We start from the raw sequence: 12,888 nt of genomic DNA, 5'->3' as shown, positions 1-12,888 counted from the left end.
TCATTTTTTTTCCCATTTTATCAGTTGTACAACTTCAGAGAGCGTACTTCCCCGTTGGATCTCTTCGCGGATGCGCTCTTCGTTTTTCCTGACTTCGAGCGCCCTGCGGGCAATTTCGTACGCGCGCTCTGCAGGAATGACAACAACCCCGCTTTCATCACCAACAATCCAGTCACCGGGTCGCACATATTGTCCGCAGCACTGGATTTCTGCATTAATCTCTCCCAAGCCTTTGGGTTCACCGGCATTGGGAACGATCGCTTTTGCAAAAAGGGGATACTTCATTGCCCTGATATCATCAACATCACGAACCGCCCCGTCAATGACGACCCCGGCAATCCCTTTTTTCACGCAGCTCAGCGTGGCCAGCTCCCCCCAGGGGGCAACGTGGGTTCCCCCGTCATTGTTGATAACGATGACATCCCCCTTATTGGCCACATCAATCGCTTCAACAGGTTTTGCCCAATCACCGGCAAATGTCTGGACCGTGACCGCCCGGCCAACCAGTTTCACCTTGCCGCATATCGAGAGAACACCAGTCATCGCCCCTTTACGGTGCATCGCATCGGTGATATTAGGTGAAGACACCTGCAGGAAAAGGTTATGCGTTTCTTCATCCGCTGATTTCTTTTTAGGGATTTCTCGTGCAGGCGCGTCCATGCCGGAACGGATTTTTTTCGTTGAGCCGGTTACATCTGCTGAACGGACTATATTTCCTCCGACAATTACAATTTCTGCACCGCACCGGACGGCCTCTCCGGCACGATCTGCGTCGATTCCGCCGGCAACTGCAAGGGGTACATGGATTTGGCCTGATAACGTGATCAGAAGTTCTACTGAATCCTTTCCTGTCATCTGTTGATCAATCCCGACATGCGCACAAATAATGTGAACACCGAGAGATTCCAGATGCTTTGCACGGGATACCGGATCATTGACATTGATCAGGTCAGCCATGATCCGTACTCCATAGAGCTGTGCCGCCCGGATAGACTCAGTAATTACAGAATCATCAGCATCTGCAAGGATACAGATAATATTGGCACCGGCTTTTGCTGCCATCTCCACTTCAAGCGTTCCGGTATCTGCAACTTTCATATCTGCAACAATAACAGAATCCGGAAAATGTTCGCGCAAGGATCGTATTGCCTGCATACCCTCGCTCTTGATGAGAGGTGTGCCGGCTTCGATCCATTCGGCTCCGCCATCTACCGCTTCACGTGCGATCTGCATTGCACGATCCAGATCAAGAAGATCCAGTGCCACCTGAAGGATCGCATGTTTCATGATTATTGATCTGATGTGCCCGATGCTTAATGATTACGAGAGCCGGGCGGAACAGATGCCGGATTACCGATCTCCTAGTGATGAGAACGATTGCCCAGCTGCGGCATCGGATCAATTCAGGTTGACAAAAAGATCCCCTTGTAATTTTTCGAAAAACCCGATTGTCAGCGTGATTTATCCTGACAAACAAAAATTTATGATTCATCATATTTTTCAAAAAACAGGGTTTTTTTCTGGTCTTTTTTGGATGCAAGAGAGATCTCGGAAGGAGCACCGGCAGCGACCAGGGATACCAGCGTATATTTTTCCGGTGCATTTAACAGGGTTCTTACCGCTTCTGCATAGGGTTTTTTGTCTCCAGCCACCCAGCAGGATGACACGCCATATGCCTGTAATGCAATGATCAGGTTCTCAGTGGCTGCACAACAGTCTTCGAGGTAATATGTCTCCTTTTTCTCGCCGAAAATTGCGAAACAGACGGCACAATCAGCAATAAATTTTCCGTTCTCTGCAAGGCCAGCAATTTTTTCAAGTGTCTGTTTATCCCGGATTACGCCGAACAGCCATGGTTGTGTGTTTCGTGCAGTCGGAGCGAGTGCTGCACATTCAACTGCATCGCTGATAACCCTCTCATCGACAGGATCGGGTTTGAATTTCCGGACACTATGACGGGATTTGATGACCGTAGTTACAACATTCATACAACGCAATGGGAAATTCAGGTAATAAAAGATTGCGAATTTTTAAAATGAGATTCTAGTCTTTCTTCAGGAAAAACACTATTCCAAAAATCAGGGCGGCAATAGCACAGGCCGATTCAAAACCCGGGGATTTCGTGTGCACAGCTGCCGGTAGTGTTGTCGCTTCGGTAACCTCTGTCGTCAGAGTTGTGGGTGAAGCGGTTGGTAAAATCGTTGTTGGCGGCGCAGTTGTGATCGCAGGGGCTTTTGTCGGCGTTGCAATTAGTGTTGTCGTCATGGGGGTAAACGTAATCACCGACGTTGTTGGATTTGTTACGTACCCTTTATTTCCACTCAACGGGTTATTGTCCTGGTTGAGCAAACTAACCTGACTACTGACAGTTTTACCGGCCTGTTCATAATTATTCTTCATGGAATTTACATTGCATTCTACCCAGATCTGATAAGTCCCTGTGGGGTACGTGACACGGTTGCTAGTCCCCCAGATCGGCCCGGTATATTGCGGAGTTGAGGTAAGGTGATAATCAACAATGGATGTGACGGTTCCTGCATTGTTGATGAGCGACGAATAAGTCCCCCCGTCCGGACTCTGTACCTTAATCGTAACCGGGACATAGCTAACCCCGGTTCTCTGTGTCATCTGGACAAGGTTAGAATCTATCCTGAACTGGAGATCGTCGTCTGTTGGCACCCATTTGTCAGTGACATCAACATTCACGGTGGTATCTTCAATTCGTAGATCAAGTTGCGGATCCGCAACAGTAAATGCCGTACCGTTGTCCCTGCTGATAGAGGCCATGTGATACCAGTTACCAGTATGCGTTTGAAAGTCTGTTGGGTAAACAGAGAAGCTTGCAGGATTTGATACTGGTATGGTTTTGTCCGGAGCGCTTGTGTGGATGGCTGCTCCGGAAGCCCACCATCCCAAGATCGTATCACCTTCCATCGCTGCTGTAATATCAAGACCCTGTTCTCCGATAAAAACAGTATTGCCAGGACGGATGGTGCTGATAGGTGCAGCAGCTCCGGCGGAGCACGTCAATATAAGACAACTGATTACAAGGATTATGCTTATTGTGATGTAGTTGGTTGTCATATTCATCCATCTCTTTTTTGAATATATAATATTTACAAAAGGGAAAGTCTGAAAAATACATAGGAATAGTACCGAGAAAAGAGAGGGGAAGAATTACGTCTTGTTTTCCAAGGTTATACCATTGAAATTCTCAAAAACACGTTTTCCCTCAAAGGTGTGACTGACTTCCGGGTGCCACTGGAGACCGTAAATATGTTTTTTTGGGAGTGCAATTGCTTCATTATTACAGATGGATGACCGGGCAAGGAGAGTGAATCCTTCCGGTATCTGGGATACTTCATCCGCATGAGATGCCCAGACATTCATTTTTTTCGGGTATCCAATAAGAATTTCATCGGTTTCGCAGATCTCAACACCAACCGGGCCATATCCTCCACTCTGCCCCGTATGCACTTTTCCACCGAACCGGTTGGCAATAATGTGAAGACCGAGGCAAATACCCAGAACCGGTAATCCCAGATCCAGATACTGGCTGCAGTTTCCGGCACGCTCAATCGCCGGTCCCCCCCCCAAAATTATACCGCGACACTCCTCCCTGATCTCTTCGGGAGGAGTCGTATTGGGAATGAGGGCTGCATCAATATCAAGGTCCCGCAGTGCCCTATGGATGAGATGGTTGAACTGTCCGAAATTATTAACCACGTAGATCGGAAGCATTGCTCTAAATATTTATTCTGGAATCCTATAAGTCTGTTCAGCTGCAGGCATTTACAACAGAAAGTATTCGTTCCCGGATAGATTCTTCGGAATGCCCCATGAGATATGCAAGGCACATGGCACCACCGGCTCCGAACCCTTCCTTGACCTCCCCAATACAGTACCTTGCAAGACCGGCATGGCCGAGTGTCCCAAACCCGGGATCTACGTAAAAAATACGTGCGCCGATCCGGCTGGCAAGGTAATCCACATTGGCGGTGGGATCATCCCGTACATAGGAAGTGGTTACAACAGCAGGCGGGGTCATCCCCATTGCCTTCGCGAGTGCCGCGACGGATAACATCTGGGTGCCGCCGGCAAGCAGGATATTCCCGGTATAGGATTTGATCATCCCCGCAGCCACAGGCATCATAGGATCACCGGTATAACGGATGATATCCAGAGGTGTGGTTACCTCATCAGCAGTAATTCGTCCAAGTGCCTTGGAGCATATATCCTCCTTTATGGAGAGAGGATTATCGATGAAACTGCTGCTCACCGCTGCATCATATCCCAGTGCACGCAGAACGCAGAGGGCAGTAGTTGTTCCGCCCGGCACGCATTCCCCGATGACAAGAAGATCGCTGTACGGTGAGAGGAATTTCCCTAAGGTTTCCCCGTGACTGACGAGGGCGTGCGCACGGGGAACTGCATCACGGAACCGGGGGTCTTCGCCAACCATCCCATAGACATCGTAGCACGGGACCGTCGGGGTGTGCCGGAGGCCGGCGTTGACAAACAGGGGCTGGAGCCCGCAAAGGGAGACCATTGCCCGGGTGATAGATGAGGGCGTCGGGCAGCCGGTCGGCGTATTTGGCTTAAAAGGATGACTGGTGACTGTACCGGTTGCAATGAGTTCCGCATCAAGTATCGGCGTGAGCAGGGTTTTTTCAGGAGTTGGACCGGCGCCGGAGACCCCCGGGACCGTGGACAGCAGGGTGTTGGCAAGAATGCCGCAAAAAACCGGTTTTGTAAAGAAAAGTGAGGGCTTTTCCGAGAGGAATCCCATAACAATCAACGTATAAATTCTCACTATGAAAGGTTGAATCTATCGATAAATAAAATCCACAACGATATAATAGCTCAATCAGTACAACTCCTATTGATATGTTTGAGATAGAACAACGGCTGCAGAGTTACGGTATTACGATTGATGACATGGTCTCTGCTGCGATGGGACTCTATGTCTCCCATGGAATGCCGGATGACCAGGCGGCAACTGAAATCAGGAAGAAAATAAAAAAATATCTGGATGATCCCAATGTGGCATCCCTGCTCCTCGGCGCCATCCTCCTCGAGGACGAATTGTATACCAAGCGAAAAAACTCCGAGATCGCAGATGACCCCCTATTCCTGCTCAGTGATGAAATTCTCGGGATGGCAATTGCAGAATGTATCGGGGGAACCTATGCCCGTTTCGAATTTACCCGGTACGACCAGAAAAAACCCGGTATCCTTGCAAAACTTGGGCCGTTCCTCGATGACGCTGTTGCCGGGCTGATCGCGGGTTGCACATCACGGCTCTACAGCGAATCCTTATGAAGACAATTCTTTCATTACTGCAGTTTACAACGGTCCTGCCCCTCGGGAAAGCGCAGGATCTCGAGCATTTCGCCAGACGTTCCTACCTGTATCCCGTTGCAGGGTATGTAATCGGTGCTCTGGTTGCACTGCCGGTTTACTTTATCGCAAACCAGACGATTGCTGCAGCGGTTGCTGTTGCCCTCATCATTCTGATCACCGGTGCACATCACTTTGACGGATTGCTGGACTTTGGCGACGGACTGATGGCACAGGGTGACCGGGAAAAACGTATCCGGGCACTCACAGACCGGAATGTTGGCGCCGGGGCTATTGCACTCGGGATCGCTGTGACACTCCTCCTGTTTGCCGGTCTGCAGGAGACCGCTGCGATCGCATGCGCACTGATCATCGGAGAAGTCTGCGCAAAGTTTTCCATGGCATTCCTGACCGCGTACGGTACACCCTTCAAGGAGGGCATGCACAGTTATCTCCACCGCTTCGCGCAGCCCGGTTTCCCGGCTGTTTCCTTCCTGTTGTGCCTGCCGCTTTTTCTCCTGCCGGTTGCACCGGTAAAAATATTTGGCGCCATGATCCTCATGTTCCTCTGTCCGGTGATCCTTCTGGGGATTTCCCAGCGGCTCTTTGGGGGAGTGAACGGCGATGTTGCCGGTGCATCCAATGAGATAACCCGGGCGCTGGTGATCGTGGGGATTGCACTTCTCTGATTTTTGGCTAGGAAAATATCCCCACTCCGAAGACATGGCATAAGGAGGGGAGCATGACCTTTGTTCATGCGCTGGGTCCGAACCTCGTGAACTTCGTGTAAGTTTTTAGATCAGTTTTCAGGATTGGTTGCAGAGGTAGTGTCGGGAAAAATTTCAATCGCGATAGTGAGGTGTCAGTAAACCTGCCAACAGGTGGATAATTATCCAACTGTTGGATGTACAACTAACACCAGTTCAATTTGTCAGGATGGGGGAGGGATACGATCGATCAGACTCCGCTGAAATTTTTTGAGGGGGTTGTCTGAGATTTTTTTCCATTAGGTTGGGCGCAGATGATCTTTATTATCAGAACATCAGTAGTAAAAAATTCAAAGACGAAAAAAACAGTTTTGAGAAGGAGTCTCATATCTTCATTGTATGGTGTGAAAATCCGGGCATTAAGAGTTGCGGAACTCATTTATTAGTAGAGACCGAGATATCCGCTGTTTCCATCATCGTCACATTCAATTCCTGAACCATCCCGTATGAGCGTATTGAACATCATCGCGGCATTCATCAGGTTTTCATCTCCTGCAACCCCCCGCCGTATGTCATTGAGCACCTGCATCTGGGGAGTTGGTACAACCCGGTTCCCCTCCCGCACACCCTTGCAGTGCCTGCAGTACGCGCAGTGGCTGTATACGGATACATCTCCATCCGTACAGGAAACACTGACCCGATTTTTTTTCTCATCACGCTGGAGCGGCAATGTCTTCATACAATGATAGTTTTCGGGCATCCGATATGATGTTGTCGATGCACTATTTACACCGAAAAATCCGCCCGGTCAATCGAAATAATTTAAATAGATGACTCTCATATAAGTAATACTCGCATAAACTGACTGTAAGCGGACAGTCCCACATTTGGAGGATCACGTAAATGGCATCTGACAAGCCCCATATGAATCTGGCTATTATTGGCCACATCGACCACGGAAAGTCAACCACCGTCGGACGAATGATGTTCGAGACCGGCGCTGTACCGGCACACATCATCGAAGGCTACCGCAAAGAAGCGGAGTCCAAGGGTAAGGCAACCTTTGAATTTGCATGGGTTATGGACAACCTCAAGGAAGAGCGTGAGAGAGGTATCACCATCGATATCGCCCACAAGCGGTTCGACACTGCCAAGTTCTACTTCACGGTCGTGGACTGCCCAGGCCACAGAGACTTCGTCAAGAACATGATCACCGGTGCATCCCAGGCCGATGCTGCTGTGCTCGTTGTCGCAGCTCCCGATGGCGTCATGGAGCAGACCAAGGAGCACGTATTCCTTGCAAGAACTCTGGGCATTACACAGATCATCATCGCAATCAACAAAATGGACGCGGTAAAGTATGATGAGAAGCGGTTCAACGAAGTCAAGAAGGATCTCTCAGATCTCATCAAGATTGTAGGGTACAAACCGGAAGAGACTCTTTTCATTCCGGTTAGCTCTCTTCAGGGCGTCAACATCAAGGTAAACAGCCCAGAAACCCCGTGGTATAAAGGACTGCCACTGATTGCAGCACTCGACACCTTTAAGGAGCCGGCAAAACCAACCGACAAGCCCCTGCGCCTGCCGATTCAGGATGTTTACAGCATCAGCGGTATCGGTACTGTGCCGGTCGGCCGTGTTGAGACCGGCATCATGAAGAAGGGAATGAAAGTCTCCTTCATGCCCGCCAACAAGGATGGGGAAATCAAGTCCATCGAAATGCACCACGAAGAGATCCCGCAGGCAATTCCCGGTGACAACGTCGGGTTCAACGTCCGCGGTATCGGCAAGGGCGACATCCGCCGCGGCGATGTCTGCGGGCCTGCCGAGGCACCCCCGACCGTTGCAGATGAATTTACTGCACAGATCGTCGTGCTCCAGCATCCGAGTGCCCTGACGGTCGGGTATACTCCGGTATTCCACTGCCACACGACCCAGACTGCCTGCACATTCATCGAGCTCAAGAAGAAACTCGACCCCCGTACCGGCCAGACCAAGGAAGAGAACCCCACGTTCCTCAAGTCCGGTGACGCAGCCATAGTCGTCATCAAGCCGACCAAACCGATGGTCATCGAGAACGTCAAGGAACTTCCGCAGCTCGGCAGGTTTGCTGTCCGGGATATGGGTCAGACGATTGCCGCCGGTATGTGTATTGCCATCCAGCCAAAACAGATGAGATAATTTTTTGGTGGGTACCATGCAGAAAGCCAGAATTCGCCTGACAGGAACGGACTTCAAGAAAGTTGAGATGGTCTGTGACAGGATACGGGAGATTGCAGAACGCACAGGTGTGAATCTGGCCGGCCCGATACCGCTTCCAACCAAACGGCTGGTTGTACCAATCCGCAAGAGTCCTGATGGTGAGGGAACTGCCACATGGGACCGCTGGCAGCTCCGTGTCCACAAGCGCCTCATTGACATTGATGCAGATGAGCGTGCACTCCGCCAGCTGATGCGCATTCAGGTGCCAAAAGATATCGGCATTGAGATTGTTTTAGAGAGTTGAGGGTGCGGCGTGCAGCAGGCCGCTCTTTTTTCCCATAAAATCAGACAATTTTTTACGTTTGAACGTGTTTTTCTTTTGATCTTCATTATTGCCATATTCTTACGGTTCTGGCAACTTGATCTTAAATTGTTTCATCATGATGAGGCCATCCATTCATGGTTTTCATACCAGTTATTGACGAAAAGCACCTGGGCATACGACCCGAGTTATCACGGGCCATTCCTCTATTTCGTCACAGCCGGGATGTTCTCTGCATTCGGTGCCTCGGATCTGGTTGCACGGTTGCTGCCTGCACTGTTCGGGGTCCTGCTGATCCCCCTTGTTTACTGCATTTATCGTATCGGGTACATCAACCGGAACCAGACCCTGCTGGCAAGTCTCTTTATCGCCATTTCTCCCGACATGGTATATTTCTCCCGGTTCCTCCGGCATGATATCTTCATGCTCTTCTTCACCTTCCTGCTTGTCGTTGCCCTGTTCTATTACTTCGAACGGGGGCAGTTCCGTTTCGCCCTCATCGCAGCAGTTGCAACAGCAGGGGCACTCTGTTGCAAGGAGGAGATGCCAGTTATCCTGCTTATCTTTGCATCATACTTCCTTTTTACCATATGGCAGGGCCGGTATACCCTGCCTTTGCGGTGGAAACAGGATCTCATTGTATGTATTCTTCTGGTCGTTGCTCTCTGTTGTACTCTTTATACGGGATTTGGTGGGCATACCGAAACTATCGTAGGACAAAACTTCAGTGTGGCAACGAATGGAGTTCATTTTGAGATCACAACAACCGGGTGGTACCAGGCCATTGACCACTGGATAGCGATGCATAATGAGCAGCGCCTAGGGGGGCCTTGGTTTTATTATATTCCACTAGATTTGCTCTATGAACTGCCAATATTTATCCTTGCGACAATAGGAACGATCCAGATCCTGTTTTCAGGTTCCGGTCTTTCATTGTTCTACCGGCGTCTGAAAAACTGGATTGCCAACCGCCACTTCCAGCTTTCCACCAGTGACCTGGCCGCAATAAGCATCGATCAGTTGAAAAAAACGCAACAGTCAGGATCAAAATCAGAGGATTTTTTCAGGTTCTGTGCGTATTGGATGCTCCTGACCATGGCATTCTATGCATATATCGGTGAAAAAGTACCCTGGCTCATCATCCCCCAGCTCCTTCCGATGTGTTTTGTCGCCGTGTATAAACTCAACTGGCAGAAAACTGCAATCGCCCTTCTCGGGTGCATATTCCTTATTGTCATGACCTGGCATGTTGCTTTCATTCCGGCAGATATCAACGAACCCATTGTCCAGGTTCAGAATTCTGAGGATATGCGTGAAGTGATGCAACTCATGGATGCCTCTGACAGGATTGTCATTGCATCCAAGGATTACTGGCCGCTTCCATGGTATTTCCGTGGGGACAGGTGGAATAAGATCACGCTTTACAGTACAGTTCCGGAGGAAAAGGAACTCACGGAAAATCATCCGGGGGTCATTATCCTTCACGATACAGAGAGTCTGCCTTCGATCGCGGGATATGATAAAAAGACGTACAAGTTGTCATACTGGTTCTCCTTCTATGATAACAACCAAAGATTACCCGATTACTATCTCCACCGTGACGGTAAAATGGGCAGCATCAACATTGACGTCTTCACTCTGCACAGAGCCGGGTAACGGGCTCCGTTTCCTTGTATCACCATCACAAAATTACAATTGTTTTGTCTATCGGCGCGGGTAATTGACATCTCCTGTTTCTGGAGGGATAGATAAATTCCTGTATTCCGAGATGATTTCACCTGCATATCCCGGAAATAATCAACGTTTTCCCAAGGGTTACAGGGAAAAAGAGAATGCGGTATTGAAGGGATTAACCGAGCTCGTCCCAGCGTGAGCGTTTACGGTAGATGATCACACCGACTACAGCAAGTACGACAACAATCACACCGATGATAAGGAATATGCCACCCGGTAGTGTCGGAAGTGAGGGTAATTGCCATCCGGACATCAGTTGCTTCTGGCGAGCCAGTGCATCGGTGTAGGATTCATTGCCTTTAGAAAAGGCATCAGAAGCCTTGGAACGGGCCTGATCAAAATTCCCGCTGGTGATCGCGTCATTTGCATTTGAAATATATTCCACCGCAACTTCCCTTTTCGCGACAATGGCCGAAAGCTGTGCATCGTTTGCGGTACTCTGGTTACCTTTGAACCATGCAATGACAGCATCGGCATTATTAATCGGGACCTGTGCGTTTGCCACTTCACTCTCTGCCCATGCCTTGTCAACTGCTGTTTCACCAGCATCGAGAGATGCTTGTGCAGCTGTCAGGTCATTCAAGGCATCAGTATATTGTGTTGCAGGCCTTGATGTGGCTGTTGTGATTTTAGCTTGGGCATCATTATAGTATGTTTCAGCTGCCGATGTATCTATACCAATGGCACTTTTTTCATCGATATCAGATCGAAGTGTCTGGAGGTTGGTGTTTTTATCTGATACTGCTTTTGTTACATCACCGGTATTGATAATGAGCGCGGTTTTATTGACCATTGAACTGGTAACAGTATTTCCATTAGTGTCCACTTCCTTGACGTTAACCATGATCTTTTCAGTGGTCGTATCCACCGTCGGTGTGGTACCTTCAAGAGTGATACGGAGAGACTCATCTACCTTCGAAGGATAGGAAAGTTCGAAACCACTCAGGTCGAGCGTTTTTCCGCCAACGGGGTTCCGGGGATTTTCAACACCATCCAGAATTAGTGTGTAGGTCCATTTCGGGTTCGTCAGATCTGTTGTCAGCACCAGATCACTTCCGGCGGGAAACGTGACGTCCGATGTCGCCGAAAACCCGACCTTGAATGAAACCGTAACTGGAGTGCTGGGCGTCAGAGATCCGGAGGGGTCAATTGTCATCCCTTCAACAGAAAATGCCGATACAGCAGGAATGCATAATATTAAAGCAATAACTGCAAGAATAATCAGTTTCGTTAATCCTCTCATCATCAACCTCACTCAAACAAAGGATCAATCCCTTCTTCAAACATACTCGATTTTTTCTCTTTTGACTTAATAACATCTTCTTTTGTTTCTTTTGCGATATCAAGGAGTTCCTTGATTCTCGGTGCATTGCCAACGGTCGCCAGCATCACGACGGCAGCCACGTACTCGCTGTTGACAGGATAATCCCCACCACGCACTTCAACGCCGGCAATATTTTCTTCCACCCAGCTCTTTGCCTTCTCAACACCCTTACGATCCATCTCATCAGGAGGTCCGGCAAGGAGAACCAGCGCACGCTCCGCCGTTGAGTAATCACAGGGGAGGGTCAGCCGCCCGAGCATCGCCCGGCGCACAAGGGCAACGATCTTGGCTGACCGGTCCTCACCGAGCAATACCTGCTCGCTTGCCTCCTTCTTGGGCCCAAATTTGTCTTTTAAGCCACCAAAGATCCCCTTCTGCTCTTTAGTGCGTTTGCTCATCACTTCACTGATCGCATAACCGACTGAGGTGATACCGCCGCCACGGAGGGTGTTGATGATCTCACTTGAGTCAACCACCATCTCACCGACGCCCATCCGGCTCACTTCACCGGCCCGGAAGAGAACGCCAAACCGTCTCACAACCTCATTGTTCAGGCGCTGGAACGCCGATTTGACACTCTCGCCCTCATTTTTCCAGGCACTATTATCGAAAATAAAAGTATTATCACATTCATTCACCAGTGTTGTAAGACTTCGGGCTGCATTGTAAGAATAGAGCCTCCCTTCCTCGGGTGCGGGAATGATGCCAAGGGCATATACAGGTTCACGGTAAATGCGCTTGAGATGGCGGGCGAGCACGGGAGATCCGCCGGAACCGGTGCCTCCCCCCAGTCCTGCAACAATGACAAATGCATCCACGTCGTGGGTTCCCCGGATGTCAATGGCGCTGATGATACTATCAATTTCATCGGCAGTAACACGGGCCCCGGTCACGTTGTCGGTGCCTACACCGTGACCCTTGACCATCGTTTGGCCTATGAGGATCCTGTCCTTCATCTCGATGTTTTTTAATCCCATCAGGTCCGTTCGCGCGGTATTGACGGCAATGCCTCTGAAGCTGTTCGTCCCGAGCTTCTTGTCCTGCTCGATGAACATATCGACAATTTTGCCGCCAGCCTGGCCAAATCCTATGAAAAATACCCGCATCCGGTGACACCATCCAATGGGCTAACAGATACTTATTTTCTTTTAATTCTTTTAAGTCCTTTTGCTGATATGAACCTTTATTTCAGCAGTTCAAAAACCTTCTTATAAGATCTTCGAGGTAGCAACCACAAATCCGGCGTTTTTTCCGGAGCC

Annotated in this window: 13 protein-coding genes; 5 read left to right on the top strand and 8 right to left on the bottom strand. The window is 49.5% G+C overall.

The window, feature by feature from the left end; all coding sequences use genetic code 11:
• From ABSG49_RS04060 to cobT, 5 genes are all read right to left on the bottom strand, one after another.
• Complete coding sequence (locus ABSG49_RS04060; RefSeq protein ID WP_424024822.1) at positions 1 to 1,287, bottom strand: bifunctional hexulose-6-phosphate synthase/ribonuclease regulator; 1,287 nt, start codon at positions 1,285 to 1,287, stop codon at positions 1 to 3.
• 194 nt (positions 1,288 to 1,481) lie between these two features.
• Positions 1,482 to 1,988: a nitroreductase family protein gene (locus ABSG49_RS04055; RefSeq protein ID WP_424024821.1), complete on the bottom strand. Its 507-nt coding sequence runs from the start codon at positions 1,986 to 1,988 to the stop codon at positions 1,482 to 1,484.
• 55 nt (positions 1,989 to 2,043) lie between these two features.
• On the bottom strand, positions 2,044 to 3,084 hold the full coding sequence (locus ABSG49_RS04050) for a DUF3821 domain-containing protein (protein ID WP_424024820.1): 1,041 nt from the start codon (positions 3,082 to 3,084) through the stop codon (positions 2,044 to 2,046).
• A 93-nt stretch (positions 3,085 to 3,177) separates the two neighbouring features.
• Positions 3,178 to 3,741: a GMP synthase subunit A gene (locus ABSG49_RS04045; protein ID WP_424024819.1), complete on the bottom strand. Its 564-nt coding sequence runs from the start codon at positions 3,739 to 3,741 to the stop codon at positions 3,178 to 3,180.
• Between the two features lie 37 nt (positions 3,742 to 3,778).
• A complete protein-coding gene (gene cobT / locus ABSG49_RS04040) occupies positions 3,779 to 4,789 on the bottom strand; it encodes a nicotinate mononucleotide-dependent phosphoribosyltransferase CobT (protein WP_424024818.1) in 1,011 nt (336 codons plus the stop codon).
• A 98-nt stretch (positions 4,790 to 4,887) separates the two neighbouring features.
• Here cobT and ABSG49_RS04035 point away from each other — a divergent pair, with 98 nt between their 5' ends.
• Positions 4,888 to 5,322 (top strand): phosphatidylglycerophosphatase A, encoded by a 435-nt coding sequence (locus ABSG49_RS04035; RefSeq protein ID WP_424024817.1) that lies wholly within the window; start codon positions 4,888 to 4,890, stop codon positions 5,320 to 5,322.
• Positions 5,319 to 6,029, top strand: coding sequence for an adenosylcobinamide-GDP ribazoletransferase (cobS, locus tag ABSG49_RS04030; protein WP_424024816.1), 711 nt, complete (start codon positions 5,319 to 5,321; stop codon positions 6,027 to 6,029). The genes ABSG49_RS04035 and cobS overlap by 4 nt, the downstream gene beginning before the upstream one ends.
• Before the next feature lie 460 nt (positions 6,030 to 6,489).
• Here cobS and ABSG49_RS04025 read toward each other — a convergent pair whose 3' ends face one another.
• On the bottom strand, positions 6,490 to 6,786 hold the full coding sequence (locus ABSG49_RS04025; RefSeq protein ID WP_424024815.1) for a hypothetical protein: 297 nt from the start codon (positions 6,784 to 6,786) through the stop codon (positions 6,490 to 6,492).
• A gap of 164 nt (positions 6,787 to 6,950) precedes the next feature.
• Between ABSG49_RS04025 and tuf the strand changes: the two genes are divergently transcribed.
• The 3 genes from tuf to ABSG49_RS04010 are packed head-to-tail and all read left to right on the top strand — an operon-like array spanning position 6,951 to position 10,227.
• The gene (gene tuf, locus ABSG49_RS04020) at positions 6,951 to 8,228 is read left to right on the top strand and encodes a translation elongation factor EF-1 subunit alpha (protein ID WP_424024814.1); all 1,278 of its coding nucleotides are present in this window, start codon (positions 6,951 to 6,953) and stop codon (positions 8,226 to 8,228) included.
• Between the two features lie 16 nt (positions 8,229 to 8,244).
• The gene (rpsJ, locus tag ABSG49_RS04015; protein ID WP_319376669.1) at positions 8,245 to 8,553 is read left to right on the top strand and encodes a 30S ribosomal protein S10; all 309 of its coding nucleotides are present in this window, start codon (positions 8,245 to 8,247) and stop codon (positions 8,551 to 8,553) included.
• A gap of 9 nt (positions 8,554 to 8,562) precedes the next feature.
• Positions 8,563 to 10,227 (top strand): flippase activity-associated protein Agl23, encoded by a 1,665-nt coding sequence (locus ABSG49_RS04010; protein WP_424024813.1) that lies wholly within the window; start codon positions 8,563 to 8,565, stop codon positions 10,225 to 10,227.
• Positions 10,228 to 10,420: 193 nt separating this feature from the next.
• Here the strand turns inward: ABSG49_RS04010 and ABSG49_RS04005 are convergent, their stop codons facing one another.
• Entirely contained in the window at positions 10,421 to 11,551 is a 1,131-nt protein-coding gene (locus ABSG49_RS04005) for a hypothetical protein (RefSeq protein WP_424024812.1), read from the bottom strand.
• 5 nt (positions 11,552 to 11,556) lie between these two features.
• On the bottom strand, positions 11,557 to 12,735 hold the full coding sequence (locus tag ABSG49_RS04000) for a tubulin/FtsZ family protein (RefSeq protein ID WP_424024811.1): 1,179 nt from the start codon (positions 12,733 to 12,735) through the stop codon (positions 11,557 to 11,559).
• Positions 12,736 to 12,888 lie beyond the last annotated feature (153 nt).

Source organism: Methanoregula sp. (genome assembly GCF_049510175.1).
Lineage (GTDB): Archaea > Halobacteriota > Methanomicrobia > Methanomicrobiales > Methanospirillaceae > Methanoregula.
The sequence above is the reverse complement of the archived record's forward strand: the minus strand, read 5'-3'. Positions and strand labels throughout refer to the sequence as shown.